General features: G+C 63.4%; 28 protein-coding genes. 14 read left to right on the top strand and 14 right to left on the bottom strand.

Annotated features, from left to right (window positions below; genetic code table 11):
• Nucleotides 1-157: 157 nt before the first annotated feature.
• A complete protein-coding gene (locus tag NCS02_RS18725) occupies nt 158-1,741 on the bottom strand; it encodes an aldehyde dehydrogenase (NADP(+)) (RefSeq protein WP_250503076.1) in 1,584 nt (527 codons plus the stop codon).
• A 167-nt stretch (nt 1,742-1,908) separates the two neighbouring features.
• Here NCS02_RS18725 and NCS02_RS18720 point away from each other — a divergent pair, with 167 nt between their 5' ends.
• The gene (locus tag NCS02_RS18720) at nt 1,909-2,844 is read left to right on the top strand and encodes a LysR family transcriptional regulator (RefSeq protein WP_008352964.1); all 936 of its coding nucleotides are present in this window, start codon (nt 1,909-1,911) and stop codon (nt 2,842-2,844) included.
• A 3-nt stretch (nt 2,845-2,847) separates the two neighbouring features.
• Here NCS02_RS18720 and tam read toward each other — a convergent pair whose 3' ends face one another.
• Nucleotides 2,848-3,627, bottom strand: coding sequence for a trans-aconitate 2-methyltransferase (gene tam / locus NCS02_RS18715; protein ID WP_250503075.1), 780 nt, complete (start codon nt 3,625-3,627; stop codon nt 2,848-2,850).
• 282 nt (nt 3,628-3,909) lie between these two features.
• Between tam and NCS02_RS18710 the strand changes: the two genes are divergently transcribed.
• Nucleotides 3,910-5,139 carry a sensor histidine kinase gene (locus NCS02_RS18710; protein WP_250503074.1) on the top strand — a complete coding sequence of 410 codons (1,230 nt, stop codon included), beginning with the start codon at nt 3,910-3,912 and terminating at the stop codon, nt 5,137-5,139.
• Between the two features lie 62 nt (nt 5,140-5,201).
• On the opposite strand, the gene ahpF is transcribed toward NCS02_RS18710, so the two are convergent.
• Nucleotides 5,202-6,788 (bottom strand): alkyl hydroperoxide reductase subunit F, encoded by a 1,587-nt coding sequence (gene ahpF / locus NCS02_RS18705; RefSeq protein WP_008352970.1) that lies wholly within the window; start codon nt 6,786-6,788, stop codon nt 5,202-5,204.
• A gap of 147 nt (nt 6,789-6,935) precedes the next feature.
• Complete coding sequence (ahpC, locus tag NCS02_RS18700; protein ID WP_008352971.1) at nt 6,936-7,499, bottom strand: alkyl hydroperoxide reductase subunit C; 564 nt, start codon at nt 7,497-7,499, stop codon at nt 6,936-6,938.
• A 152-nt stretch (nt 7,500-7,651) separates the two neighbouring features.
• Here ahpC and NCS02_RS18695 point away from each other — a divergent pair, with 152 nt between their 5' ends.
• On the top strand, nt 7,652-8,410 hold the full coding sequence (locus tag NCS02_RS18695) for an NADPH-dependent F420 reductase (RefSeq protein ID WP_284504349.1): 759 nt from the start codon (nt 7,652-7,654) through the stop codon (nt 8,408-8,410).
• Between the two features lie 144 nt (nt 8,411-8,554).
• The gene (gene ribA, locus NCS02_RS18690) at nt 8,555-9,223 is read left to right on the top strand and encodes a GTP cyclohydrolase II (protein ID WP_008352974.1); all 669 of its coding nucleotides are present in this window, start codon (nt 8,555-8,557) and stop codon (nt 9,221-9,223) included.
• A gap of 18 nt (nt 9,224-9,241) precedes the next feature.
• Here ribA and NCS02_RS18685 read toward each other — a convergent pair whose 3' ends face one another.
• The 4 genes from NCS02_RS18685 to NCS02_RS18670 all read right to left on the bottom strand — a co-directional run bounded on the left by NCS02_RS18685 (nt 9,242) and on the right by NCS02_RS18670 (nt 14,434).
• Nucleotides 9,242-9,976, bottom strand: coding sequence for a 2OG-Fe(II) oxygenase (locus NCS02_RS18685; protein WP_033537062.1), 735 nt, complete (start codon nt 9,974-9,976; stop codon nt 9,242-9,244).
• Nucleotides 9,977-10,058: 82 nt separating this feature from the next.
• A complete protein-coding gene (locus NCS02_RS18680; RefSeq protein WP_250436001.1) occupies nt 10,059-10,553 on the bottom strand; it encodes a hemerythrin domain-containing protein in 495 nt (164 codons plus the stop codon).
• A gap of 119 nt (nt 10,554-10,672) precedes the next feature.
• Complete coding sequence (locus tag NCS02_RS18675) at nt 10,673-13,006, bottom strand: ATP-dependent DNA helicase (protein ID WP_250503072.1); 2,334 nt, start codon at nt 13,004-13,006, stop codon at nt 10,673-10,675.
• Between the two features lie 24 nt (nt 13,007-13,030).
• Nucleotides 13,031-14,434: an aminotransferase-like domain-containing protein gene (locus NCS02_RS18670; protein ID WP_008352982.1), complete on the bottom strand. Its 1,404-nt coding sequence runs from the start codon at nt 14,432-14,434 to the stop codon at nt 13,031-13,033.
• A gap of 130 nt (nt 14,435-14,564) precedes the next feature.
• On the opposite strand from NCS02_RS18670, the gene NCS02_RS36320 reads away from it, so the two are divergent.
• Genes NCS02_RS36320 through NCS02_RS18655 form a run of 4 tightly spaced genes read left to right on the top strand, consistent with a single transcriptional unit; the run spans nt 14,565 to nt 16,971 of the window.
• Nucleotides 14,565-14,693 (top strand): hypothetical protein, encoded by a 129-nt coding sequence (locus tag NCS02_RS36320; RefSeq protein WP_268811676.1) that lies wholly within the window; start codon nt 14,565-14,567, stop codon nt 14,691-14,693.
• On the top strand, nt 14,693-16,204 hold the full coding sequence (locus NCS02_RS18665; protein ID WP_250503071.1) for an FAD-binding oxidoreductase: 1,512 nt from the start codon (nt 14,693-14,695) through the stop codon (nt 16,202-16,204). The genes NCS02_RS36320 and NCS02_RS18665 overlap by 1 nt, the downstream gene beginning before the upstream one ends.
• On the top strand, nt 16,201-16,548 hold the full coding sequence (locus tag NCS02_RS18660) for a hypothetical protein (protein WP_175979484.1): 348 nt from the start codon (nt 16,201-16,203) through the stop codon (nt 16,546-16,548). Before NCS02_RS18665 ends, NCS02_RS18660 begins: the two co-directional genes overlap by 4 nt.
• Nucleotides 16,549-16,602: 54 nt before the next feature.
• A complete protein-coding gene (locus tag NCS02_RS18655; RefSeq protein WP_033537083.1) occupies nt 16,603-16,971 on the top strand; it encodes a DOPA 4,5-dioxygenase family protein in 369 nt (122 codons plus the stop codon).
• Between the two features lie 49 nt (nt 16,972-17,020).
• Here NCS02_RS18655 and phaP read toward each other — a convergent pair whose 3' ends face one another.
• Nucleotides 17,021-17,587, bottom strand: coding sequence for a TIGR01841 family phasin (gene phaP, locus NCS02_RS18650; protein WP_250503070.1), 567 nt, complete (start codon nt 17,585-17,587; stop codon nt 17,021-17,023).
• 589 nt (nt 17,588-18,176) lie between these two features.
• On the opposite strand from phaP, the gene NCS02_RS18645 reads away from it, so the two are divergent.
• Nucleotides 18,177-18,392, top strand: a complete 216-nt coding sequence (locus tag NCS02_RS18645) for a helix-turn-helix domain-containing protein (protein ID WP_008352988.1) — start codon at nt 18,177-18,179, stop codon at nt 18,390-18,392.
• Nucleotides 18,393-18,406: 14 nt separating this feature from the next.
• Here the strand turns inward: NCS02_RS18645 and NCS02_RS18640 are convergent, their stop codons facing one another.
• Complete coding sequence (locus tag NCS02_RS18640; RefSeq protein ID WP_250503069.1) at nt 18,407-19,345, bottom strand: DMT family transporter; 939 nt, start codon at nt 19,343-19,345, stop codon at nt 18,407-18,409.
• A gap of 296 nt (nt 19,346-19,641) precedes the next feature.
• Here NCS02_RS18640 and NCS02_RS18635 point away from each other — a divergent pair, with 296 nt between their 5' ends.
• Entirely contained in the window at nt 19,642-19,788 is a 147-nt protein-coding gene (locus NCS02_RS18635) for a hypothetical protein (protein ID WP_160172893.1), read from the top strand.
• 232 nt (nt 19,789-20,020) lie between these two features.
• Nucleotides 20,021-20,227 (top strand): hypothetical protein, encoded by a 207-nt coding sequence (locus NCS02_RS18630; RefSeq protein ID WP_250503068.1) that lies wholly within the window; start codon nt 20,021-20,023, stop codon nt 20,225-20,227.
• Nucleotides 20,228-20,238: 11 nt separating this feature from the next.
• On the opposite strand, the gene NCS02_RS18625 is transcribed toward NCS02_RS18630, so the two are convergent.
• A complete protein-coding gene (locus tag NCS02_RS18625; protein WP_250503067.1) occupies nt 20,239-20,673 on the bottom strand; it encodes a hypothetical protein in 435 nt (144 codons plus the stop codon).
• Between the two features lie 255 nt (nt 20,674-20,928).
• On the opposite strand from NCS02_RS18625, the gene NCS02_RS18620 reads away from it, so the two are divergent.
• Entirely contained in the window at nt 20,929-21,303 is a 375-nt protein-coding gene (locus NCS02_RS18620; protein WP_175979482.1) for a hypothetical protein, read from the top strand.
• A gap of 64 nt (nt 21,304-21,367) precedes the next feature.
• On the opposite strand, the gene NCS02_RS18615 is transcribed toward NCS02_RS18620, so the two are convergent.
• On the bottom strand, nt 21,368-21,541 hold the full coding sequence (locus NCS02_RS18615; RefSeq protein WP_160172894.1) for a hypothetical protein: 174 nt from the start codon (nt 21,539-21,541) through the stop codon (nt 21,368-21,370).
• Between the two features lie 282 nt (nt 21,542-21,823).
• Here NCS02_RS18615 and NCS02_RS18610 point away from each other — a divergent pair, with 282 nt between their 5' ends.
• Entirely contained in the window at nt 21,824-22,114 is a 291-nt protein-coding gene (locus tag NCS02_RS18610; RefSeq protein WP_008352995.1) for a hypothetical protein, read from the top strand.
• Nucleotides 22,115-22,167: 53 nt separating this feature from the next.
• On the opposite strand, the gene NCS02_RS18605 is transcribed toward NCS02_RS18610, so the two are convergent.
• Entirely contained in the window at nt 22,168-23,214 is a 1,047-nt protein-coding gene (locus tag NCS02_RS18605; RefSeq protein WP_250440693.1) for a S1C family serine protease, read from the bottom strand.
• A 54-nt stretch (nt 23,215-23,268) separates the two neighbouring features.
• On the bottom strand, nt 23,269-24,144 hold the full coding sequence (locus tag NCS02_RS18600) for an ATP adenylyltransferase family protein (protein WP_250503066.1): 876 nt from the start codon (nt 24,142-24,144) through the stop codon (nt 23,269-23,271).
• Between the two features lie 173 nt (nt 24,145-24,317).
• On the opposite strand from NCS02_RS18600, the gene NCS02_RS18595 reads away from it, so the two are divergent.
• Nucleotides 24,318-24,827: a DUF1269 domain-containing protein gene (locus NCS02_RS18595; RefSeq protein WP_175979480.1), complete on the top strand. Its 510-nt coding sequence runs from the start codon at nt 24,318-24,320 to the stop codon at nt 24,825-24,827.
• Nucleotides 24,828-24,873: the final 46 nt, after the last annotated feature.

Genomic DNA, 24,873 nt, shown 5'->3' with positions numbered 1-24,873 from the left:
TGCGGATCGCCCGAAGCGGCGGACGTTGCCGGGAGATTGGTAAGGCTTCCGAATCATCGTTCGAAAGGTTTGCCTTTCGTGCTCCGGCGTTGCGCAGAAGCGAAAAAGCCGCGGCGCGAATGACGCGCCGCGGCTTTCATCAGACCGACCCGAAGCGTTATTCCGCCAGTTGCAGCTTGCCGTCGATGCGGCGGTTCAGGCCGAGCGGATTCGCCGTCTTCAGCGCGTCGGGCAGAAGCGCGTCAGGCAGATCCTGATAGCTGACCGGGCGCAGGAAACGGTTGATCGCGAGACTGCCGACCGAAGTCGAGCGGCCATCCGCCGTCGACGGGAACGGGCCGCCGTGCACCATCGCGTGGCCGACTTCCACGCCTGTGCCGAAGCCGTTCACCAGCAGGCGGCCGGTGCGGCGCTCGAGCGCGGGCAGGACGCGCTTCGCATCGGCGTAATCGGCCTCGTCGATATGCAGCGCCGAGGTCAACTGGCCTTCCAGCGATTCGATCAGATCGATCATCGCGTCGAGGCTCGGGCAACGCACGACCAGCGACGATGCACCGAAGATTTCCTCTTGCAGATCGTGATTCTTGCGGAACGCTTCGGCGGTGGTGACGAACAGCGCCGACTGGCCCTGATTGTCGCCCTTCGCTTCGAGGCCGCGCGCGGCGGTGGTCACGTCGGCGTTATCGGCGGTCTTCGCGACCGAGTTCGCGTACGTCTTGCAGATGCCCGGCGTGAGCATCGTCTGCGCGGCGGTTTCCTTGAGCGCAGCGGAAGCCGCTTCGATGAACTTGTCGAGATCCGGGCCGTCGACGGCCAGAATCAGGCCCGGATTCGTGCAGAACTGGCCCGCGCCGAGCACGAGCGACGAGACGAACGCCTTGCCGATGGCTTCGCCGCGATTCTTGAGCGCGTTCGGGAACAGCAGTACCGGGTTGATGCTGCTCATTTCCGCGTAGACGGGGATGGGTTCCTTGCGCGCCGCCGCGATCTTCATCAGCGCGACGCCGCCGCCGCGCGAGCCGGTGAAGCCCGCCGCCTTGATGCGGTTGTCGGCGACGAGGCCCTGACCGATGTCGCGGCCGCTGTCGAAGAGGAGCGAGAACGTGCCTTCGGGCATGCCGCAGTCCTTCACGGCCTTCTGCACCGCGCGGCCGACGAGCTCCGCCGTGCCGGGATGCGCCGAGTGCGCCTTGACGATGACCGGGCAACCGGCGGCGAGCGCCGACGCCGTGTCGCCGCCGGCGACGGAGAACGCGAGCGGGAAGTTGCTCGCGCCGAACACGGCGACCGGGCCGACGCCGATATGACGCAGACGCAGATCGACGCGCGGCAGCGGCTTGCGCTCGGGTTGCGCCGGATCGATCCGCACGCCGAGAAAATCGCCATTGCGGACGACATCGGCGAACATGCGCAACTGGCCGACCGTGCGGCCGCGCTCGCCTTCGAGACGCGCGCGCTGCAGGCCGCTTTCGATCATGCAGCGCTCGATCAGGTCGTCGCCGATATCGAGGATGTTCTGCGCGATCGTTTCCAGGAACTTCGCGCGCGCTTCGGGCGCGGTTTCGCGGTAGACGTCGAACGCGGCCCAGGCGAGGGCGCACGCGCGGTCGAGGTCCGCGAGCGTCGCGCCGCCGAAAGCCGGTTCGATGGCCGCGCCGGTCGACGCGTTGACGGCCTTGATCGAGCCGTTCGAGCCGAAGACCGATTCCTGACCGATGAGCAGGTTGCCAGTGAGTTGCATGATGTCTCGTCCTTGCTTGGAGTGATTCGCGGCAGCCGCATGTACCGGTTGTACGATGACTGCACCTTGCCCGACTATACGGCTTCGCGCGTGCGCCTGTATAGTGAAACCTTTCCATCGCTTGATCGCTTTTTGGAATCACCCCGCGCTTTCCCGCACGCCGAAAGATGAAGAACACGCTCGATGTATTGATGTCGCGGCTGCGCATGAAGCAGCTTCAACTGCTGATCGCGCTCGACGACCACAAATCGCTGCACAAGGCGTCGAGCGCCATGGCGATGACGCAATCCGCCGCGAGCAAGGCGCTCGCCGAACTCGAATCCATGCTGGAAGCGCCGCTATTCGAGCGTGCGAAGAGCGGGCTGATCCCGAATCCGTTCGGCCGCTGCGTGGTGCGCTACGCACGCGTGCTGGCCGCCGATCTCAACGCGCTCTGCCAGGAAGTCGCGCAGATTCGCGCGGGCACGGGCGGGCGGCTGACCGTCGGCACGATCATGGGCGCGGTGCCGGGCGTGGTCGCGCCGATCGTCAACGAGATGCACGCGAAGCATCCGGATCTGGCGATCGAAATCGTCGAGGATACGAGCGCGCGCATGCTGCCGATGCTCGACGACGGCCGCGTCGATCTCGTCATCGGGCGCTCGAGCGTGTCGGATCAGCCGTCGAAGTATCAGTATCAGCCGCTGGCGGACGAGCCGCTTTGCATCGTCGTCGGTCAGGGTCACGAGCGCACGGGCGAGCCGGAAGTCGGTTTCGCCGATCTCGCGCGCTATCGCTGGGTCACGTATCCGAGCTATATGCCGATGAGCGCATTGCTGGAACGCGAACTCGATCTCGCCGGCCTGCCGATGCCCGCCAATCCGATTTCCACCGCCTCGCCGCTGATGACCGTGACGCTGCTGCAAGAGAGCGCGGAACTCGTGTCGATTCTGCCGGCGAGCGTCGCGAAAGTGTTCGAGCGCCACGGCATGCTGCGCATTCTGCCCGTTCGCATGAAGTCGAAATCGCAGACCTACGGCATCGTCACGCGCAGGGGCGGCGAGCTTTCGCCGGCGGCGCGGCAGTTCGTGCAGATGTTGCGCGAGCAGCGCCGGCCCAACTGACACTCAGCGCGTCGCGACGATGAACAGGCGCGGGAAGGGCAGGAGCACGCTGCCGTCGTCGAAAACGGTATATGCGGTTTCTAGGCCGGCGCGATAGCGGTCGAGGAACGCGGCCGCTTCCTTTTCGTCGAGCTTCGCGAGGAACGGCCGCAGCGCCGAGCCCTTGAACCATTCGATGATGGCATCGACGCCGCCGTCCAGCGGATGATGGTACGTCGTGCGCCACACGTCGACGCGCGCGCACAGCGGCTTGAGCAACGCGTAATACCAGTCCGCCCGGAAGCGCGCGGTGCGCTCCACGCCCTTCAGCTTGTCGCGCCAAGGGCCATCGGCGGCGGCTTCGCGCATCAGGCGGTGCGCGGGTTCGTCGAGATTGTCGGGCATCTGCACGGCGAGCTGCCCGCCCTTCGCGAGCTTGCCGGCGAGCGACGGAAACAGCGTCTCGTGATCGGGCACCCACTGCAGCGCCGCGTTCGCGAGAATCAGATCGAACGGTCCTTCTGCCTGCCACGCGGAAATGTCGGCGAGCGCGAATTCGACTTGGGGCAGGCGCTTTTTCGCCGCGTCGATCATGTCGCCCGAATTGTCGACGCCGATCACGCGCGCGTTCGGCGCATGCGCGATGAGCGTTTCGGTTGAATTGCCGGGGCCGCAGCCGAGATCGACCGCCGTGCGCGCGGCTCGCGCATGAGTCGCGTTCAGCAGATCGCGGACGGGGCGCGTGCGCTCTTCCTCGAACAGCGAATATTGGCGCGCTTGCCATTCGGGCGATGATGTCGTCATTGAAGGCTCCAGTCGATGTTCGTCGTGATATCACACGCGATTCTAGATGCGCGGGCCGCGCCGATCCAAAGCCGCGCGACGGCCTTTGAATGGAACGCTGAATCCGATGTGCACGCGAGTCATTGAAAAAACTCGGATATGTCCCTTTCGCGCGGGCATCGCGCCTATACTGGCGAAGCATTCGCGGGCGGTTCCAGGCAATATCGGAACTTGCTTTCGCATGCATATCACGAACATCATTCGCGCCGCCCTCCGGCGCCTTAAGCACTCGGGGACTCGCAGATGAGCGACACGTCAGTCGGCGGCTTGAAGGGTCTCGTGGACGCGCTGCGCGCGCAGCAAGACGCGCTCACCGAACGCTGGATGAAGCTCGTGTTCGGCGATCAGGAAGTCGAACATTCGGATCAGCTCACGTATCGGCAGCTTGCGGATCATCTGCCGAGCATCTTCGATGAAATCTGCATCGTGCTGGAATCGCGCAATCTGCGCGACCAGGAAGGCGCGATTGAGCGCGACGCGCGCCAACACGGGCAATGGCGCTGGCAGCAAGGCTACCGTATCGATGAACTCGTGCGCGAACTCGATCTTTTTCGTCAGGTGTTGCTGCTCGCGATCGGCGAATACGCGGGCGCCCATGACGATCTTTCGCGCGCCGACGAAGAGCACGCGCGCCTCATGACCGATGAAGTCGTGAGCTTCGTCACGCTGGCGTCGATTCGCGAGGCGATCGGCGAGCGCGATCGCAAGATCGACGAATACACCGGCATGCTGGAGCGCGCCAACTACGAGCTCACGCTGCGGCAAAAGCTCATCGGCGATTTGTACGAGACGCGCATGCAGGTCACGCGGCGCGTCGCGCACGATCTGCGCAATTTCCTCAACGTGTTCTCGACGGCGCTGCAACTGGCCTCGCGCTCGGCCGCGAAGCGCGAGACGGCGCTCGGACTGGCGAACCGGCAAGTCGCCGACATGGCGTCGCTCGTCGACGAGATGGTCGAATATTCGAAAGTGCTGGGCGACGATTCGGTGCTGACGGTCGAGCCGTTCGATCTCGTCGGTCTCTTCGACGAGCTGATGCAGGCCTGCCGCGTCGCGACCGAATCGAAGGGATTGAAGCTGATCGGCCATCTCGATCCGGCGCTCGGTGAGGTGACGTCGAACCGGCTGAAGGTGAAGCAGGTCGCGCTGAATCTGCTGTCGAATGCGATCAAGTACACGTCGTCGGGCGAGATCGCACTGTCGATCGCCGCCGCGCCCGATCAGCGCTGGAAATTGCGCGTCGCCGATACGGGCGTCGGCATCAGCGTGGCGGATCAGGAGCGCGTGTTCGAGGAATTCGAGCGCGCCGCCGATGACGACATTCCCGGCGCCGGGCTCGGCCTTGCGATCGTCAAGGAGTTGTCGCGCACGCTGGAAGGGGAACTGCGCTTCCAGTCGTCGAAAGGGCGCGGAAGCGTGTTCGAAGTGACGTTCCCGATGGTGCTGGAACCGAAGGCTTCCGACGCTCAATAAACGAAAAAAGGCGGACGGGTCGCCCCGTCCGCCTTCCGGTCACCACGACGCCTGAACGATGCTCAGGCCGCCGCTTCTTCTTCGACCACTGCTTCGTCTTCCACCGACGCGCGGATCAGATGGTCGAACGCCGAGAGCGCCGCCTTCGCGCCTTCGCCGACCGCGATCACGATCTGCTTGTACGGCACCGTCGTCACGTCGCCCGCGGCGAACACGCCCGGCAGCGAGGTCGCGCCCTTCGCATCGACGACGATCTCGCCGTGCTTCGACAACTCGACTACGCCCTTCAGCCATTCGGTGTTCGGCACGAGGCCGATCTGCACGAACACGCCTTCCAGCTCGACGTGATGGCTCGCGCCCGTCGCGCGGTCCGTGTACGTGATGCCGTTGACCTTCTTGCCGTCGCCGGTGACTTCGGTCGTCTGCGCCTCGGTGACGATCGTCACGTTCGGCAGGCTGCGCAGCTTCTTCTGCAGGACCGCGTCGGCGCGCAGCTCATTGCCGAATTCGATCAGCGTCACCGCCGACACGATGCCCGCGAGGTCGATCGCCGCTTCCACGCCCGAATTGCCGCCGCCGATCACGGCGACGCGCTTGCCCTTGAAGAGCGGGCCGTCGCAGTGCGGGCAGTACGCCACGCCGCGTCCGCGATACTCGCGCTCGCCCGGCACGTTGATTTCACGCCAGCGCGCGCCGGTCGACAGAATCACGGTCTTCGCCTTCAGCACCGCGCCGCTCGCGAGATGGATTTCATTGATGCGGCCCGGCACCAGCTTCTCGGCGCGTTGCACGTCCATGATATCGACTTCGTAGCTCTTGACGTGCTGCTCCAGCGCCGTGGCGAACTTCGGCCCTTCGGTTTCCTTGACGGAGACGAAGTTTTCGATGGCCATCGTATCGAGCACCTGACCGCCGAAGCGCTCGGCGACGACGCCCGTAGCGATGCCCTTGCGCGCCGAATAGATCGCCGCCGCCGCGCCGGCAGGACCGCCGCCGACGATCAGCGTGTCGAACACCGGCTTGTTCTCGAGTTCCTTCGCCGCGCGCGCCGATGCGCCCGTGTCCAGCTTCGCGAGGATTTCCTTCACGCCCATGCGGCCCGAGCCGAAGCTCTCGCCGTTGACGAACATCATCGGCACGGACATGACCTGGCGTTCCTCGACTTCCTGCTGGAACAGCGCGCCGTCGATCGCGACATGCTTGATGCGCGGGTTGATGATCGCCATCACGTTCAGCGCCTGCACGACTTCCGGGCAGTTCTGGCACGACAGCGAGAAATACGTCTCGAACGCGAAGTCGCCGTCGAGATTCTTGATCTGCTCGATGATGGCGTCGTCGAGCTTGATCGGATGGCCGCCGGCTTGCAACAGCGCGAGCACGAGCGACGTGAATTCGTGGCCCATCGGGATGCCGGCGAAGTGGATGCCCGCAGCCTTGCCCGCCTCGCCGATGGTGAAGGACGGACGACGCACGCTGGCGTCCTCTTTCTCGACGACGCTGATCCGCGCAGACAGCGTAGCGATCTCGTCGAGCAGGCTTTTCAGCTCACGCGACTTGTCGCTGTCGTCGAGGAAGGCGACGAGTTCGATCGGCCGGGTGACTTTTTCCAGATACGCTTTTAATTGATTCTTGAGATTGGCGTCGAGCATGGCGATGTCCGTTCCTTGACTTGGGATATTGCAGACGTGTTCCGCCGCGGCGCTGCGAAATTCGCAGCGCCGGACGAACACGTTTTTTGGGGTGAACCTGCCGCAGAACCGCGGCAAGTTCGATACAGCGCTCGTGAAGTACGAGACTTAGATCTTGCCGATCAGGTCGAGCGACGGGGTCAGCGTTTCAGCGCCCGGCGTCCACTTGGCGGGGCACACTTGACCCGGATTCTTCGCGATGTACTGAGCAGCCTGAACCTTGCGGAGCAGTTCGCCAGCGTCGCGGCCGATGCCGTTGTCGTGCACTTCGCACAGCTTGATCTCGCCTTCCGGGTTGATCACGAACGTGCCGCGCAGCGCCAGGCCTTCTTCTTCGATCAGAACGTCGAAGTTGCGCGAGATCGCGAGCGTCGGGTCGGCGATCATCGGATAGTTGATCTTCTGGATCGTGTCCGACGTGTCGTGCCATGCCTTGTGCGTGAAGTGCGTGTCGGTCGAAACCGAGTAGATTTCCACGCCGAGCTTCTTGAATTCTTCGTAGCGGTCAGCCAGGTCGCCCAGTTCGGTCGGGCAGACGAACGTGAAATCGGCCGGATAGAACACAAACACCGACCACTTGCCCTTCAGGCTTTCATCGGTGACGGTCACGAACTCGCCATTGTGATAGGCGGTTGCTTTAAACGGCTTGACTTGACTGTTGATGATGGGCATTACCAGTTTCCTTTTGGAGTGGTGTTGAAGAAGTAAGTGAACTATACAGGAAAGCTATCGTACTTGCGAAGTGGATTGATTTTATTGTCGGGATAGCGCCGGGCTATCGACGCGATATTTTGGCGTTTTCCCGCACAAGGCATTCTGATTGCATGCGCCTTCGCAGGTTCCTTAAACAGACTTGGTCGCTTTCACTTTCATTTCAAGGAGGCAGTATGAAAATAGGAATCATCGGAGCGGGCAATATCGGTTCGGTGCTGGCACTGCGCTTCACCGAGAAAGGGCATGACGTGCGTATCGCGAACTCGCGCGGCCCGGCGTCGCTCGCGGATATCGAGCGCGAGACCGGCGCGAAGGCCGTCGAAGCGCGGGACGCGGTGAAGGACGCCGAAGTCGTCGTCGTCACGATTCCCGAAGCCAAGGTGCCGAACCTGCCGAAGGATTTGTTTGCGGGCGTGCCGGCGAGCGTCGTCGTGATCGACACCGGTAACTACTATCCGCAGCAGCGCGACGGGCGGATCGAAGGCATCGAAAAGGGCACGCCCGAGAGCCGCTGGGTCGAGCAGCAGATCGGTCGGCCGGTCGTGAAAGCGTTCAACAATATCTATGCGGATCACCTGAAGAACCGCGGCAAGCCGCCGGGAACGCCGGGCCGCATCGCGCTGCCGGTCGCGGGCGATGACGCGAAGGCAAAGGCCGTCGTGATGAAGCTCGTCGATGAGATCGGCTTCGATCCGGTCGATGCCGGCCAGATCGACGATTCCTGGCGTCAGCAGCCCGCGACGCCCGTCTACACCGCCGACCTCGACGCCGCCGGCCTGCGCGCGGCGCTTCAGAAGGCCGATCCGGTGCGCAAGCCCGAATGGCGCGCGACGGACAAGAGTCCCGGCACCTTCGACCAACCCGCGTAGAAGCGAAAGACCGTACGGTAAAGCGCGGGAACGCGCGCGCGCCGTGAGACAATCTGCAAACTTTCCCGATGGGCTTTAACATGACGAACCGGGCTGGCGCAAAAATGCAGCCGCCGTCCGGCGTCGTGGACTCGCAGATTGACTATGAAAACCGCTTCTCCTACGCAGGACGTGCAGAACCCGCAACACCGCTTCGGCGAGTGCGACGAGTGCGCGGACGTCGAACTCGTGGCGACCGCCACCATTCCGACCCGCTACGGCACTTTCGCTTCGTACGTCTATCGCGTGAAGCACACGGATGTGGAGCACATCGCGTTCGTGATGGGCGACGTGAGCAGCGGCGAACCCGTGCTGACGCGCCTGCACTCCGAATGCGTGACCGGCGATGTCTTCGGCTCGTACCGCTGTGACTGCGGCGAGCAGCTCGATCTGGCATTGCGCTATATCGCCGCGGAGGCTCGCGGGATTCTGCTGTATCTGCGCGGCCATGAAGGGCGCGGCATCGGCCTCGCGAACAAGATCCGTGCATACGCGCTGCAGGAACAGGGGCTCGATACCGTCGATGCGAACCTGCATCTCGGCCTGCCCGACGACGCCCGCGAATACGATTCCGCCGCCGCGATCCTGCGTTCCATGAACGTGAAGTCGGTGCGATTGATGAGCAACAATCCGTCGAAGTTCGACACGCTGCTCAGGCACGATATTCCCGTCTGCGAACGCGTCGCGCTCGCCATCCCGATGCGCGAGGAAAACGAGCGCTACATCAAGACGAAGCAGGCGCGCTTCGGGCATTACTTCGACGAGAACGAGTAAGCCCGACAGTGCGCGCGCTCACTGCGCGTCGTGAAAAATTACCCCGAGCATATGCCTGCGTCCCGAGCGCAGGCGGCTCACGCCGTGCTTCATGTTCACCCGATACGGCCCGCGCGTGCCCTGCACCGGCCGATGATGCACCGCGAAGAACACCGCATCGCCTTGCAAAAGCGGTACGACTTCCGCACGCGACTGCATGCGCGGACGCTGCTCAGTCATCACGAATTCGCCGCCGGTGAAATCGTGGCCGGGCGCGGAAAGCAGGATCGCCATCTGAATCGGAAAGACGTGCTCGCCGTAGAGATCCTGATGCAGACAGTTGAAATCGCCGGGCACGTAACGTAGCAAGAGCGGCGTCGGCCGTGTCTGCCCCGCGCGATGACAGCGCTCGATGAACGCCGCATGCTCGCGCGGATAGCGCGTCTCGATGCCCATCACCTCGTTCCAGCGATTCGCGACCGGCGCGAGATGCGGATACACCGCGCGCCGCACGCGTTCGAGCGCGCCCGGCAACGGATACGCGAAGTATTTGTATTCGCCGCGCCCGAAGCCGTGGCGCTCCATCACGACGCGGCTGCGAAAAATGCCGTCGCGATCGTAAAGCGCCGCGAGCGCCTCGCATTCGTCGCGCGAAAAAAGCGCCGACGCCGTCGCGCAGCCGAAGCTATCGAGTTGCGCTTCGAGATCGGCCCAGTCGAGCGCGTCGATGCGATCGCCGATATCGTCTGCCGTCGCGCGTTCGAGCACCTTCATGTCGTTCCTCCGGATGTGCGTGAATTCGAATGAAGTGTGCGCCCGCGACGCGACGCACGCACTCCGGCTCTTGCTGTGCAATTCAGTGCGCGGCCGCAGTCTCCGCGATGCGTTCGTGCAGCGCGGCCTTGCGCGCGGCCATCTTCGCGCCGATCGCGACGAGATCCATCTGCGTCTTGCGCACGGCCGGGAAGAGTACGGTTTCCTCTTCCTCGATGTGATGCACCGCGTTTTCCTTCAGCACCTTGAACGTCGCGTCAAAACCGTCTTCGCCGGCGCGCAGGTTCGCGAATCGTTCGATCAGCGTCTTCACCAGAAAATGCTCGACGTAGGCTTCGTCCACGTCGATGCGCCGGTCCGCTTCGAGCGCGTTCTGCGCGCCCGGATACAACAATTCTTCCTCGACGATCGTATGGATCGTCAACAGTTCGCACGCGCGCTGTACGAGCGAGTTCTTGCGCTCGAAATCGTCGTGGTCCGCGCGTTCGAAGGCATCGAACAATTGTTCGATGGCGCGGTGATCGGCTTCGAGCATGTCGAGCGCATCGATGGGTCGCGGGGTTTGAGCGGTGGACATGGGGTTCTCCAATAGTGGGCTCTGTCGGCCCGGTAGCGACATCTGCGTGTCCCCAAGGTGCCGTAAAAAAGCAAGACGAATGCCCGCTATGGATCAGTTAACGGCGGCGGTGCGCGCGTCTAGATAGTGGTATTTCTCGATTCGCTCAAGTCGCGTTGGCGCAGCACTTTCACCTGCCACCACGCGGGCAGCAGCCGCCGCACTTCGGCGCGCGCGAAGCGGTCGTCGATCAGATAAAGCACGCCGCGATCGAGCGGTCCGCGAATCACGCGTCCCGCCGCCTGCACCACTTTCTGCAAGCCGGGAAAAAGATACGTGTACGCATAGCCCTCGCCGAACGCCTCGTGCATGCGCGCTTTCATTTGCTGATTGACGGGATTGAGTTGCGGCAGCCCGAGCGTCGCGACGAACGCACCGATGAGACGCGTGCCCGGCAGATCGATCGCCTCGCCGAACGCGCCGCCCAGCACCGCGAATCCGATACCGCGTCCATCGGCGACGAAGCGCGCGAGAAACTCGCGTTGCGCCGCCTCGCTCATCGCGCGGGACTGCTGCCAGCAGGGAATCGACGGATGACGCGCCGCCAGCGCCGCCGCCACTTGCGTCAGATAGTCGAAGCTGCTGAAGAAGCTCAGATAGTTGCCCTCGGCGCGGAAGTATTGCGCGGCGATGAGATCGGCGATGCGATCCACCGAGCGCTCGCGATCCCGATAGCGCGTCGAAAGATCGGCGATCGCGCGCACGTCGAGCTGATCGGCAGAGAAGGGCGATTCGACGTCGATCCGCACGCTCGATGCCGGCAAGCCGAGCGTATCGGCGTAAAAGTGCGCGGGCGTGAGCGTCGCCGAAAAGAGCGCGACGCTGTGCGCGCGCGCCAATCGCGGCGCGAGATGCGGCGCGGGAATCACGTTGCGCAGGCAGAGCGTGGCATTGCGCTTCTTCGCGTTTGCGCTCGCGTTTGCGTTCGCGCCGGAAAGCGTGATGTCGAAGATCGAATGCGACCCGAAACGCTCCGCGATGCGCGTGAAATGCACGGCATCGAAATAGAAGCGCAGCGTGTCGGGCGTGAAGGCGTCGGGCTGTTCGCCGAGCGTTTCTGTCATCAGCGAAACGGCTTGCCCGAGCGCGGTCAAAAAGCGCGCGGGCGGCTCCGTATGCGCCGCGTACTCGATGCCCGACGCTTGCTGCTCGCTCGCCGTCTCGCTCCAGCTTCGCGCGACGCGCCCGAGCGCCTTCTTGAGCACGCCCGGCGCGCCGCGGCGCATCGCGTTGAAGGCGGACTGATCGAGTGTCGCGGAATACATGCCGCGCGCGCGTTCGACGAGGTTGTGCGCTTCGTCGACGAGCACCGCCACGCGCCAGCGATTCGCCTCCGCGAGCGCGAAGAGCATCGCGCTCGTGTCGAAGTAGTAGTTGTAGTCGCCGACGATCACATCGCTCCAGCGCGACAATTCCTGGCTCAGATAGTACGGACAGATGTCATGCCGGCGCGCGACCTCGGCGACCGACGCCCGATCGAGCTGCGTGCATTGGAGCGCGGCGGCGCGCGCATCGGCAAGGCGATCGTAGAAGCCGCGCGCGAGCGGACACGATTCGCCGTGACACGCGCGATCGGGATATTCGCAAGCCTTGTCACGCGCGACGAGTTCGACGACGCGCAACGGCTTCGCGGCGAGCGTCGTGAGCGCGTCGAGCGCGAGTTGCCGTCCCGCGCTTTTCGCGGTGAGAAAGTAGATCTTGTCGAGCTGCTGGCCGGGCCACGCCTTCAGGAGCGGAAAGAGCGTGCCGACCGTTTTGCCGATGCCCGTCGGCGCTTGCGCGGCGAGACAGCGCTTCGACACCGCCGAGCGATACACCGCTTCCGCGAGCGCGCGCTGGCCGGGGCGGAAATCGGCGTGAGGGAACGCGAGCGTCTTCAGCGCTTCGTCGCGTGCCGCCCCGTGCGCCAGTTCCTGCCGCGCCCACGCGATGAAGCGTTCGCACTGCGCCTCGAAATGCACGGCGAGCGCTGCGGCCGTTTGCGTCTCGACGAGCACGCTTTCGGTTTCATCGACGATATCGAAATAGACGAGCGCGATGTCGATGGCTTCCAGCCCGAGCTTTCGGCACATCAGATGTCCGTAGACGCGCGCCTGCGCCCAATGCAGATGCCGATGATTCTCCGGCATCGATTCGAGCTTGCCGCGATGCGTCTTGATTTCCTCGAGCCGGTTGAGCGCGGGATCGTAGCCATCGGCGCGGCCGCGCACGAGTAGCGGGCCGTAGGTTTCCGAAAGCGAAATTTCCTTTTGATATCCGTCCGGCCGACGGTTCGTCACCGAGACATGGCCGGCGACGCCTTCCTGCGCGCTCGGCGTCGGCGTAAAGCGTAGATCGAGATCGCCCTGTTTCGCCGTGAACTCGCACAGCGCGCGCACGGCGACGGTGTAGGCGGGCTCGGATACTGTATGCATGTACAGGAGTCTAGCACGCGCCTTTCACGAAGCCGCGCGCAGCAGTTCTCCGAGCGTTTTCATCGCGTTGTCGATTTGCGGCGACCATGGATGACCGAAATTGACGCGCACATGATTCCCGAAATCGTGACGCGCGGAGAAGATCGGCCCCGGCGTCACGTTGATGCCGTGTTCGAGTCCCCGCCGATGCAACTGCATCGCGTCGACGTGATCGGCCAGTTGCAGCCACAGGAAATAGCCGCCGTCCGGCCGCCGATATGCGACGTCGGACGGCAGCCAGCGCGCGATGGCGTGCTCCATCGCATCGCGTTGCACGAGAAGCGCGCCGCGCAGCTTGCGTAAATGCTTGTCGAAGCCGCCGTGCTGCAAATAATCGGCGATGCCCGCCTGAATCGGGACGCTGGTGGAAATGCTCGTCATCAGCTTGAGACGCCGGATCGCATCGGCGAAACGGCCCGCCGCGACCCAGCCGAGCCGATACCCCGGCGCAAGCGTCTTCGACAGCGATGCGCAATGCATCACGAGCCCGTTCGTATCGAAAGCTTTCGCGGGCGGCGGACGATCCTGCGCGAAATGCAGTTCGCCGTAGACATCGTCTTCGATCAGCGGAACCTCGTGCTTCGCGAGCAATGCGACGAGCGCGCGCTTTTTCTCGACGGAAAGCGTCGCGCCGGTCGGATTCTGAAAGTTCGTCATGAACCAGCACGCGCGCACCGGATGCTTGTCGAGCGCTTCGGCGAGCACGTCGAGATCGAGACCGTCTTGCGGATCGACCGGAATCTCCACCGCGCGCAAGCCGAGATGCTCGATAGCCTGCAACGCGGCATAGAAGCACGGCGATTCGATCGCGACGACATCGCCCGGCTGCGTGACGGCCATGAGGCAAAGCGTGAGCGCTTCCATCGCGCCGTTCGTGACGATGAGTTCGTCCATCGGCTGCGCGATGCCCATGCCGATATAACGCAGCGCGATCTGTCCGCGCAACGCCTCGTTGCCCGGCGGCATGTCGACGACGGTGCTCCACGGATCGAGCATCCGCGCCGCGTGCGCGAGCGACTTCGCAAGACGCTGCAACGGAAAGAGCGCCGGCGATGGAAACGCGGAGCCGAGCGGCACGACGTCCGGGCGCTTCACGGCGTCGAGCACGGAGAACACGAGGCTGCTTACGTCGATTGGCGCGGGTTCTTTCAGCGTCGCGCTCTCTTTCGGCGCGAGTGCGGCGCCCGGCGCGACGTAATAGCCGGAACGTTCGCGCGCGCGAATCAAGCCCCATTCTTCGAGCAGGTAGTACGCGCGAAAGACCGTCGACTGGCCGACGCCGTATTGCGTCGTCAAATGCCGCACCGAAGGCAGCCGTGCACCGACAGGCAGGCGGCCCGCGCGTATCTCGGCGGCCATCGTGTCGGCAAGGGCTTGGTAGCGCTTCATCGCGGGTATCGGTGAAAGGGCGCGAAATTGTCTCACGCTTTATCGACGGAATATCGACGCCCCGCCGCGCGTTTAATGAATAAGCGGCTTAATCGCCGTGCCCGCTTTTCAATCTTTCGGAGGTGGTTCCATGAAGCTCGCCAGAATCGCAACAGTCATGCTCGCGCTGCTCGCCGGCCTGCTCGCAGGATGTCAGACCGATGGCAGCTCGGGCGCGTCGGGCACGACATCGAACAGCGGCAGCAGCGGCGGATATTGATGCCGTATTTGCCCGCGGCGCTCGCGGCGTTCAAGTCGGCGCTCGGCAACGATGCGGTGCTCGCGGACGATATCGCTTCGTATCTCGATCCGTTCGCGCCCGGCGATGCATCCGCACACGCGCCATCTGCTGTCGTGTTGCCGAAGGACGTCGAAGGCGTGCGTGCGGCATTGGCGGTCGCGAATCGATATCGCGTGCCGCTCTGGACCGTATCGACGGGGCGCAACTTCGCTTACGGCGGCGCCGCGCCGCGTATGCCTGGTTGCGTCGTGCTCGATTTGCGGCGGATGAATCGCATCGTCGAGATCGATGAAACGCTGGGTTATGCGCTCGTCGAACCGGGCGTGACGTATTACGACCTGTATCGCGCGCTCGGCACGCCGCGGCGCTTCTGGCTCGATCCGCCCGCGGCCGGATGGGGCAGCGTGATCGGCAACACGCTCGAACGCGGTTACGGCACGACGCCATACGGCGACCATGCGGCGAATCAGTGCGGCATGGAAGTCGTGCTCGCGAACGGCGATGTCGTACGCACCGGCATGGGCGCGATGTCGTCGAGCCGCGACTGGCAGGTATTCAAGAGCGGCTTCGGGCCTTCGTACGACGGCATGTTCATGCAATCGAACTTCGGCGTTGTCACGAAGCTCGGCGTCTGGCTCATGCCCGCGCCCGAGGGCTACATGATCTGCCGCTACGCATTCGCGCGCGAGGACGATCTCGAACGCGTCGTCGATACGCTGCGCCCGCTGAAGATGGACGGCACCATCCAGAGCAACGCGGTCATCGAAAGCGCGGTGCGCTGGGCGGCAGGCGTGTCGACGCGCAAGCAATGGTTCGACGGCGACGGCGCGATGCCCGACGACGCCATCGACGCCATGGCACGCAAGATCGGCATCGGGCGCTGGAACCTGCGCTTCTGCCTGTATGGGCCGAGAGCGCTCGTCGAGGCGCGGCGCGATATCGTGCATGCGCGCTTCAGGCCGATCGCGGGCGCGACGCTCTTCGAGATGCCGTATCGCGATGCATCGGTCGAGCCGGAAGGCGGCGGCGATCGCGCGCAAGTCGGCATTCCGGGACTCGAAGCGTTCAATCTGCTCAACTGGCGCGGCGGCTCGGGCGCGCACATCGATTTCTCGCCGATCTGTCCGCCCATCGGACGCGATGCCGTGAAGCAGGTCCGCATGGTGCGCGAGCGCGCCGCGCAATTCGGCTTCGATTATTACGGCGGATTCACGGCCGGCGAGCGCGCGATGCATCACATCTTCGCGGCGATTTTCGATCGCGACGATCCGAAACAATCGCGCGATGCCGGCGCGCTCGTCGAAACGCTGATCCGCGATGCGGGCGCGGCGGGCTACGGGCAATATCGCACGCATCTGTCGTACATGGACCTCGCCGCCGCGCAATACGATTTCAACGATCACGCGCTGATGCGGTTTTCGAAGACGATCAAGGCGTCGCTCGATCCGAACGGGATTCTGTCGCCCGGCAAGCAGGGGATCTGGCGATGACGACACGGCGCGCGTTTCTTATCGCGATGGGCGTCGTGCCGTGGATGCCGTTCGGCGGCGCGACGCGGCCATCGGCGCGCACGTGGGTCGTCGACGGGGACTTGCCGCAAGGCGGCATCATCGTGCGGCGCGCGCGTCTGACGGGCGCGCAGATCGCATCTCTGTCGGGCGATGCGGGCTGGCTGTGGATCGAACGCCTGTCGTCGTCGCATGCGATCGGCGGCATCACGCGCTACGCCGATGCGTTCGTGTTGTCTCAACTCGGCGCAGGCGTCGGCATGCGCGCGACGCATCATCGAACGTTCGGTGACGGCGCCGTGCTCTGGACGCTCGAACGTTGCTGAACGCGGTTCGCTAAAATGACACGCATCTCAATATTGCCGCGCACGGACGAAACGATGAACGCCACGGACACACGCACGATCGCCGACTGGCACGCGCATGTCTATTTCGATGCCGCGAGCCGCGACGCCGCGTGGCAGCTTCGGCTCGTGATCGAGCAGCGGTTTGCGACCGAATTGCAGGATGGCGCGCTGCGTCTGGGCCGCTTTCACGAGCGCCCGGTCGGACCGCATCCGATGTGGTCGTTCCAGTTGGGATTCGGCGATGCGCTGCTCGCGCCGATGCTCGCGTGGCTCACGCTGAATCACGGCGCGCTCGATGTCTTCATGCATCCGAATACGGGCGACGCGCTCGTCGATCATCGCGACTCGGCGGTGTGGATCGGCCGGTCGCACGAACTCTCGCTGAAGAGTCTGGGCGGTTGAGACGTAAAAAAGGCGGACCGCGTCCGCCTTTTGCTGGATCGCCGGCGAGTTACTTCTTCGCGCTTGCCGTCTTCGACGACACCACGCGCACGGCCGTCTGGCCAGCCACCGAGGCGTCGTTTTGCGCGGCCTCCACCACTTGCTGCGCGGCCTTCTTCGCCGCTTCGTAAGCGGAATTCGCCGATTCCGTCGCGGCATCGATCGCCGTGCGCCACGCCGTCACGACGGCTTCGCTGCCGACCGGCGCATTGCTCGCGAGACTCTCGACGAACGCCTGCACATTGCGCTGAGACTTCGCGATCTGGTCCTGCGCGGCTTCGAGATAGCCGCCGCGCACGCCCGACGCGATCTCATAGACGCCGAGCCAATAGGCCTGAACGCGCTGGGCGCTGTCTTGCAGGTGCTGGTTCTGAAGCGCGAAGAACGCCTGCGGATCGCGCACGGAGAGCGTTCTGGCGATGAGCGCCTGATGCTCGTCGAGCGCCTTCCTGACCGTACGCACGTTCAGATCGATCAGCTTTTCGAAGCCTTCGACGGCTTGTGCGGCGACACCGAACGTGGTGTCGACCCCCGCCTTTTGTGACGCGATTACATTTTCGGGCGCAAGACTGCTCATGCTCGACTCCATATGGAAATTGCCAATTGATTGCCGATGTATTTGTGCAATGCAGCGAACGACTTATTTTAAGGCAAGCGTGTGGTGTGTCAATTGAGTTTTCCCGGCTTGACTTTAAACCACTCAGCCGTTTATTCAAAAATAACAGTGAGCGCAAAGTAAATAAGCGGAGCGATTAAGGACTCATCACACATCACACGAATGCAGGTAGAAAAGAAATAATCCCGACCAGTCGGCCTGCGAACGTGCGTTCATTAAACGCTTGCTGCAGGCGTCCAGGCGCGGCCTGTCGTAAACCCCTAAGACAAAAGTTCCCGAATGCGTTGTTTCCCCACTTGACGCATTGATGCGTTAATTGGAAGAATCTCGCACTGCAACATGCGCGACGGGCTTTCGGTAGGACGGACGATTTTCCGGTATTTCTGTCACTGCCGCGTCATCGTGAATCAGTAGGATTCACCTCGCGCTAATGAGCCGGCGCTGAACGGCATAAAGATATAAATCGAGAGACTTGAAGAAAATGGGGCGACATTCCCAAACCCTTGGCCACCTTGAACGCAGTCACGAAGACAACGCCTTGCGGCGCGCCATGGCCGCACGACTCGACCGGGCCTTGCAGAAGGCAAACATCAGTTCCGCAAAAGCCGCTGGCTGGCTCGACGTGAGCGAGCACGACGTGCAATTCTGGCGGCGCGGCATCACGGTTCCGCCGTTCGCGGCATTCAATCGCATCGCGAAGGCGCTGGACATCGATCCGCATTGGCTCTGCACGGGCCAGGCCGAGCGCGCGCACGCCGCCAACTGAGCGTTTCGTTATCGTCAGACATCCGCCGATACGGCCGGCGCCGCCTTGCGTCCATGCAGGAGCACGGTGCCGATGCCGCTCGCCGCGATCACGCACATGCCGATCGCCATCCAGAAGTCGGGCACTTGTCCGAAGAGCAACCAGCTGAAAAGGGCGGCGAACGCGAGCTGGCCGTAGCCGAGCGGCGTCAGCACGGAGAGCGGCGCGCGCTTTAGCGCCTGAAGCATGAGTCCGTGGCCGGTGGTCGCCATCGTCGCCATGAAGACGACGAGCAGCCAGCTTTCGAATCGTACCTGCGCGAGCGCGGGCAGCATTTCGGCTTGATCCATCCACACGAGCACGCACAGCATGAGCGTCGCGACGAGCGCCGTGAGGAAGTTGGTCGTGATCGCGTCGTCGACGCGCGAAAGATGGCTCGACACCACCTGGAAACACGCGAACGTCGTCGCCGCGCCGATCGGATAGATCACCGTCCAGCTAAACGAGCTGCCGCCCGGCCGCACGACCAGGAGCATGCCGACGAAACCGATCGCGACCAGCGCCCACTTGCTGCGCGGCACGTCGTCTTTCAGCACGAGCGCGGCGAGCAGTGTGGAGATGAGTGGCGCGAGCATCGCGAGGGACGTGCTGACGGGCAACGGAAGATGCCGCAGCCCTGCGAACGTGCACGCGGAATTGGTCAGCAGCAGCACCGCGCGCACGATCTGCAACTTGACGCTGCCCGTGCGAAAGAGGCCGTACGCGCGGCGGCGTATCTGCCACGCGCCCATGACGATCATCTGGAAAAGATAGCGAACCCAGAGCAAAGCCAGCAGAGGGACGGCGGTGCCGATCAGCTTGACGGTGGAATCGCTTGCCGCGAAGGTCGCGGTCGTCAGGATCATGATGGCGATACCGGCTGCCGTGTTATCGGTATCAATGCGGTATTGCGCCTTGCCCTCTAAGGTTGCCATCGAACTCTCGTGGTAGTGAAGGAACGGTTTTTAGGCCGTTGCTTCAATTCTCCCGGCATCGCAGGACGCTGGCAAGGCAACAGTAAAGTTCTTTTCCGCCGTGTTGCGCACAGGGCACGACGCGGGAAATGTACTAGACGGTTCGAACAATCGCATGCTGCGCTCATGCCGATTGCTGGCGGTCGTGCTTTTCGCTCCTAGTTTTTTGTGCCTTGAATTAAGACGCGGATTAGCGCTTTCCTATCTTCGACGCTCTACTATTCGTTGCACGCCAAACGAGAGAACGAATAGCAGCCATGCAAAAGAAGCGCATCATCCTTGCGGCCGCCATGATGTCGATGAGCCTTATCGCATTCATGTCGATGAGTAACAGTTACAGCGCCGCCGATACGTTCCCGATCGCTCGTGCGGCCCCGGAGCAGGTACAGGTGTTTCAGCAGTGAAGCAGTAGAAGCAGTAGAAGCAAGGCACTATCCGCAGCAGCAGTAAAACGTGACGTGAAAGTGAGAAAAGAGCCGGACGTGTGCGCAAGCATCCGTCCGGCTTTTTCATGCGCGTCCGAAACGCATGCAACGCGCATGCGCCGGCGCACATTATTTCGATGGAACGCCTTGCGCCTGAGCATTTGCCGCCTACACTTAAAGTAGTTTCTCAACTGCTTCGAAGGAGGCAACAATGAGAACGAGAACACGCGAAGTCGTTCGCCTGCTCGCGACGTTCCGCCACTCGGCGCGCTGTCGGACGTTGCGTGCGGCGGCGGCGGCGCAGGAAGCGCGCGATCTCGCCAACGAGCCTTCGCCCGACGACCCATCGGAAGGCGATGAGCGCGCCGAGTCCGAAGCGCCGTCCGTCTTTCGCAAACCTCGTCCGGGCATGCACTGAAAACGCTGCGCTCAGACGCCCGCCGGATTCCTGAACGGGGAGAAGCGCCAGTGGCCGCTCGCGTCCTTGACCGCGATCGCGCCGTGCTCGTGCAGCATTTCGCCGATCGCGCTCGGCTTGATGTCATCGTTGATGCGGATGACGAGCAGCGTGCGCTGTGGCGTGGCGTCGTCGGCGGCATGAGACGCGGGCGGGCGCGGCGAGACCGGCTCGTGCGGCACGAACCGATTGCGCGCGCAGATCACGCCTTGATGCTCGCCATGAGCGACGTACTCCGCATCGTCCTCGTCGTGCGCGGGCGGCAGCAGAGCATCGATATCGCTCTCGCCACGTCCGGCCCGATAAAGATGCGCGTCGTCGCGTCGCAAACCCGCGAGCTGCAATGCGCGAAGCGCGTCGTGTCCGTCCCGATAGGATCCGAACACACCAACTATGACCTGATTCATCGTCGCCCCCTCTGTCAGTCCGAATGAGTCGCGGACCGGCAATGTCTTCATGCGCGGTCTTTCGCAGTCATGATCCGCGCTCTTTCGATTCGTCAGATGAAGTGCAGCAACACGCGTTCCCGAATGAAGGTTTTGAAAGGAGCGCCGAGGATGACCATTCGTCCGCAGGTTGCGACCCCAACGCCGATCACCTAAAGTAACTGAGCTTCTTTCCCGGATCCGCGCGTCACGCGACGCGCTCTTCGCGAGGTTCGAATGATTGCGAAAGCCTGTGCTTGGGTGCTCGTGCTGATGGCAGGCTCCGCAGCGGCGGCGCCTTGCTATAACGATGGCGATGTCGTCACGCTCGAAGGCACGGCGACGCGCCAGGCCGCACGCGAAGGCGATGCGTCCCCCAAGCCCGCGTGGGTGCTATCGCTGTCGCGTCCGGTGTGCGTGATGAGCGCGAGCACAGGACAAGGCGGTCGCCAGCAGACGAATGTGTCGGCGGTCCAGATCATCGATGCGACGCCCACGGAGAACGCACGCATTCAACTGACGGGCAAGCTCGTCACGGGCAATGTCAGCGCTTACTACGCAGTGCCCACGGCAATCTGGGTGCTGAAGCAGCGGGTGCTGTCGGGACAATAGCGGGGACATAGCGCCGCGCGGCCCGCACGGGCGATGCTTCGAAACCGGCGAGAAGTACGAACGATCAGGCGGCTTTCGCGTGCGCCTGATAGCGCCAGTATTCAGCGACGACGATATGCAACGGCTGATTCTCCAGCTTGCGTTCCTCGCCGAATCGCAGGATGGCGTCGAGTTGTGCGCCAGTGCAACGGAACGCTTCGCGGCGCATCGCCGTCTGGTTTTTCTTGTGCGTGGTCATGGCAATCCTTTTTCTAGGACCTTCCCCGACAGGGCAGGCTCGTTCGAACGGGGCGGCCCGTGCGCGCGAACACTGTCTGCTGCTTCCACATTAGGCCGGAGCCGCGCACGCGCGACCGGTCGTTAGCGCACATAGCCGTCGAGACATTGCAAACAGCGCAAAGCGCGGGCCAGGGTGCGGAATCGCTTCGTTTCCTTGCGCCGCTGGAATAAAGCCTTCGGTTGCGACGTTTAGCATTCATGGAACCGCGCTCCATGACAGACGCGGAACGAGGAGGAGCCTGTGAGCGTCGATCAGCTCGCGCAGGAGGAACTCGCGCACATCGGCCGGATGATCGCGGAGCTTGAGCGCGTGGCGGCGAAAGCACGCGGGGAGCCGATGCGGCATGCCGTCATGCAGCAGGCGTACTGGCAACGGCGTATCGATGCGTTGATCGATGCGTCGGCGAACGCGCCGTTGCGCCGCGACGCCGACGCGCTGCGCGAGCGTCTGGCCGATGTTTTCGCCGATGCGCGCGCACGAAACACGGGGTACGCGGGACAAGCGGCGCGAGAGACCGGCAGCAGGAAGTGAAGCGAAGCGTTGGGAGGCGGCGCGTGTGCATCGAGGCACGCGCCGCCGCCGCGTCAGCCCGTCTGCTCGACGGGCGTCACGTCGATATCGAGCTTCTGCGTGCCGCGCAGCACCGCGATCTTCACCGGCCTGTCGATGCGCGATGCGTCCAGCGTGCGCTGCAAACTGTCGACGCTATCGATGGCGACGTCATCCACCGCGACGATCCGATCGCCTGTGCGCAGGCCGCCGAGCGCGGCCGGACTGCCTTTGACGATCTCCATCACATGCACGCCGCTTGCCGACGGAAGCGCGAAAAAGCGCTGCACGCGCCGCGAGATCGGCGTCGTCGTACCCGCCACGCCGATATACGCGCGCCGCACGCGCCCGTACGCGAAGATCTGCATGATGACCCACTTCGCCGTATCGATCGCGGTCGCGAAAGAGATGGCCTGCGCGCCGGCGATGATCGCGGTGTTCACGCCGATCACCTGGCCTGCCGAATTGATGAGCGGCCCGCCCGAGTTGCCGGGATTGAGCGCGGCATCGGTCTGGATGACGTCATAGATCATGCGGCCCGAAGTCGAGCGCAGCGTTCGGCCGAGCGCGGAGACGACGCCCGTCGTGACGGTCTGCGCGAGCCCGAGCGGATTGCCTACCGCGATCGCGATCTGTCCTACGCGAAGGCGGCCCGAGTCGCCCAGTTCGACATGCGCCAGCGGCTCCGGCGAGCCGATGCGCAGCACCGCGAGATCGCTTGCGGGATCGTCGCCGACGAGATCGGCGTCGAAGCGCGTGCCATCGGCGAGCGTGACGACGATATGCGTCGCGCCGTGCACGACGTGACTATTGGTCAGCAGATAGCCGTCGGGCGTGAAGATGAATCCCGAGCCCGTGCCGCCGACACTGCGTCGCGCGCCGCGCGCGTCGGCCAGTTGACGTTCGACGGAAATGAACACGACTGCTTGCTGCACGCGCTCCAGCGCGCCGATGACGGTGCGCGAATAGGCGTCGAGCAGGGCCCCATCGTCGATAGCGTCGATGGGGTCGAGCGGGGTGGAGGGCGCGGCGTCCTGCGCCCCGCGCGCAAGATCGTCGATGAATTGAGGCCGGCTTCCCATGTTCCTTGAACTCCCGATGTCTGGATGCGGACATGCGGGTCGCCGGAGCCGATTTCAAGAGATAGTTGCGTTTGCAAGTAGTTTCATCGGACCCAGCGTTTCGACGACCTCGCGCTGTGCGTCGTCGCGAACGAAGAGCGAGCCGGCGAATCCGAGCGCATTCACCGCGACGCCCTCGACATGCGATACGCTGCGCGGCACCGCGAGCATCCATCGACGCGTGACGAGCAGGTTGTAAGGCGCGCTTTGATGTTCGACGCCCATAACATCGAGCGGTTGCACGCCGATCGCGTTCAGCAGTTGCAGATAGGTTGCGTGCACGTTGGCGATGCTGTCATCGTCGAGCCATGCGGCTGCGTGCGCGAACGCGAGTTGCGGCACGCGAAAGATGCCGCTCGTGCGCGCCGCTTCGATGGCCGCTTCGATCGGCAATGCCTGACCATCGAGCGGCAGCGGCACCATCTGCAGATGCTTGTGCGGCTGGCTCGATCCGGCGATGCTGCCGCCGTTATAGAAGCCGAGTGCATCGAAACGATCGAGGCAGGCAAAGAGCGCGGCGAAGTCGTCCTCGCTGATGAGCGTCTCTTGCGGCTCGAAGTCCGTCGTCACGATCAGCAGATGATGCGCGAGCACGTTGAACTTGTTGAGCAACAGAAAATGCCGCTCGCCGATATCGCCGACACGCAGCGCTTCCTCGCATGGCGAGAATGGATCGCGCCATGCGCTCGCGGCATCGGCGGCGGACTTTGCCGCGAGTTTCGATGCCTGCTCCTTGCGCGCGATATTAGCGGCCTGTCGTACGAGAAAGCGCACGCCGCCATCTTCGATCACGCTTTGCGCGGTATCGAACGAACGCAGTGCGCCGCATGCGAGTGCGCGTTCGGTTTGCATGATTACGTCCTGCCACGAAGGGGTGTTCATGTGCGTCATGCTGCTCCTTTTCCGAATGCGAATCGTTCGAACGAATCCGGAGATACTCGCATAAGCGTGCGCTGCCTGCATGGTGATACCCAAGCACGGTGACCTGCTTCGTGCGTGTTGAAAAGCGTTCCTGTGCGCGTCGTCTATATTGGATTCATGACGCTCCGATATGGAGGTGCGAGATGAGGCGCATCTATTTTCTGCTGCCGAGTGTGGCGAGCGCGAAGGGGATCATCGACGAATTGCTGCTGAAGCGAATCGAATGGCGGCATATCCATGTGCTTGCGCGGCCTCATGAACCGCTGGAGGATTTGCCTCAAGCGACACTCGTTCAACGCACCGATCTCTTGCCTGCGCTTGCTCGCGGAACGGCTGCAGGAGGCGTGACGGGCGCGCTCGCCGGACTTGTTGCGATGGCATTTCCGCCTGCGGGTTTGACGATTGCCGGCGGCGCGGTCGTTTGCATGACGCTGGCGAGCATGGGCTTCGGCGCATGGGCCGCGACGATGATCGGCGTGGGCATTCCCAATACGCGCTTGCGGCGGTTCGAGCAGGCGATCGACGATGGCGAATTGCTGATGATGGTCGATGTGCCGAAGGATCGTGTCGAGGAGATCGAGGCGCTGGTGAAGAGTCATCATCCGGAGGCCGATGTCGAAGGGGCCGATCCTACGATTCCGGCTTTTCCTTGATTTTTTCGCTTTCGCCGGATCCCGTTTTCTTAGTGGTCTATTAGCA

The sequence above is a fragment of the Caballeronia sp. NCF2 genome (genome assembly GCF_023631205.1).
In the GTDB taxonomy this organism is placed as follows: Bacteria; Pseudomonadota; Gammaproteobacteria; order Burkholderiales; family Burkholderiaceae; genus Caballeronia; species Caballeronia zhejiangensis.
This window is presented reverse-complemented; position numbering and strand designations above follow the sequence as displayed.

What these genes read in the sequence shown, in the direction of transcription:
- NCS02_RS18655 (WP_033537083.1), top strand. Translation starts at nt 16,603, where the DNA reads ATGAACGCCACGGACACACGCACGATCGCCGACTGGCACGCGCATGTC.
- NCS02_RS18620 (WP_175979482.1), top strand. Translation starts at nt 20,929, where the DNA reads ATGATTGCGAAAGCCTGTGCTTGGGTGCTCGTGCTGATGGCAGGCTCC.
- NCS02_RS18675 (WP_250503072.1), bottom strand. Translation starts at nt 13,006, where the DNA reads ATGCATACAGTATCCGAGCCCGCCTACACCGTCGCCGTGCGCGCGCTG.
- NCS02_RS18695 (WP_284504349.1), top strand. Translation starts at nt 7,652, where the DNA reads ATGCGCCTTCGCAGGTTCCTTAAACAGACTTGGTCGCTTTCACTTTCA.
- NCS02_RS18710 (WP_250503074.1), top strand. Translation starts at nt 3,910, where the DNA reads ATGAGCGACACGTCAGTCGGCGGCTTGAAGGGTCTCGTGGACGCGCTG.
- NCS02_RS36320 (WP_268811676.1), top strand. Translation starts at nt 14,565, where the DNA reads ATGAAGCTCGCCAGAATCGCAACAGTCATGCTCGCGCTGCTCGCCGGC.
- ahpF (WP_008352970.1), bottom strand. Translation starts at nt 6,788, where the DNA reads ATGCTCGACGCCAATCTCAAGAATCAATTAAAAGCGTATCTGGAAAAA.
- NCS02_RS18645 (WP_008352988.1), top strand. Translation starts at nt 18,177, where the DNA reads ATGGCCGCACGACTCGACCGGGCCTTGCAGAAGGCAAACATCAGTTCC.
- ahpC (WP_008352971.1), bottom strand. Translation starts at nt 7,499, where the DNA reads ATGCCCATCATCAACAGTCAAGTCAAGCCGTTTAAAGCAACCGCCTAT.
- tam (WP_250503075.1), bottom strand. Translation starts at nt 3,627, where the DNA reads ATGACGACATCATCGCCCGAATGGCAAGCGCGCCAATATTCGCTGTTC.
- NCS02_RS18625 (WP_250503067.1), bottom strand. Translation starts at nt 20,673, where the DNA reads ATGAATCAGGTCATAGTTGGTGTGTTCGGATCCTATCGGGACGGACAC.
- NCS02_RS18615 (WP_160172894.1), bottom strand. Translation starts at nt 21,541, where the DNA reads ATGACCACGCACAAGAAAAACCAGACGGCGATGCGCCGCGAAGCGTTC.
- NCS02_RS18680 (WP_250436001.1), bottom strand. Translation starts at nt 10,553, where the DNA reads ATGTCCACCGCTCAAACCCCGCGACCCATCGATGCGCTCGACATGCTC.
- NCS02_RS18720 (WP_008352964.1), top strand. Translation starts at nt 1,909, where the DNA reads ATGAAGAACACGCTCGATGTATTGATGTCGCGGCTGCGCATGAAGCAG.
- NCS02_RS18670 (WP_008352982.1), bottom strand. Translation starts at nt 14,434, where the DNA reads ATGAAGCGCTACCAAGCCCTTGCCGACACGATGGCCGCCGAGATACGC.
- NCS02_RS18640 (WP_250503069.1), bottom strand. Translation starts at nt 19,345, where the DNA reads ATGGCAACCTTAGAGGGCAAGGCGCAATACCGCATTGATACCGATAAC.
- phaP (WP_250503070.1), bottom strand. Translation starts at nt 17,587, where the DNA reads ATGAGCAGTCTTGCGCCCGAAAATGTAATCGCGTCACAAAAGGCGGGG.
- NCS02_RS18635 (WP_160172893.1), top strand. Translation starts at nt 19,642, where the DNA reads ATGCAAAAGAAGCGCATCATCCTTGCGGCCGCCATGATGTCGATGAGC.
- NCS02_RS18665 (WP_250503071.1), top strand. Translation starts at nt 14,693, where the DNA reads ATGCCGTATTTGCCCGCGGCGCTCGCGGCGTTCAAGTCGGCGCTCGGC.
- NCS02_RS18600 (WP_250503066.1), bottom strand. Translation starts at nt 24,144, where the DNA reads ATGACGCACATGAACACCCCTTCGTGGCAGGACGTAATCATGCAAACC.
- NCS02_RS18595 (WP_175979480.1), top strand. Translation starts at nt 24,318, where the DNA reads ATGAGGCGCATCTATTTTCTGCTGCCGAGTGTGGCGAGCGCGAAGGGG.
- NCS02_RS18685 (WP_033537062.1), bottom strand. Translation starts at nt 9,976, where the DNA reads ATGAAGGTGCTCGAACGCGCGACGGCAGACGATATCGGCGATCGCATC.
- ribA (WP_008352974.1), top strand. Translation starts at nt 8,555, where the DNA reads ATGAAAACCGCTTCTCCTACGCAGGACGTGCAGAACCCGCAACACCGC.
- NCS02_RS18725 (WP_250503076.1), bottom strand. Translation starts at nt 1,741, where the DNA reads ATGCAACTCACTGGCAACCTGCTCATCGGTCAGGAATCGGTCTTCGGC.
- NCS02_RS18605 (WP_250440693.1), bottom strand. Translation starts at nt 23,214, where the DNA reads ATGGGAAGCCGGCCTCAATTCATCGACGATCTTGCGCGCGGGGCGCAG.
- NCS02_RS18660 (WP_175979484.1), top strand. Translation starts at nt 16,201, where the DNA reads ATGACGACACGGCGCGCGTTTCTTATCGCGATGGGCGTCGTGCCGTGG.
- NCS02_RS18630 (WP_250503068.1), top strand. Translation starts at nt 20,021, where the DNA reads ATGAGAACGAGAACACGCGAAGTCGTTCGCCTGCTCGCGACGTTCCGC.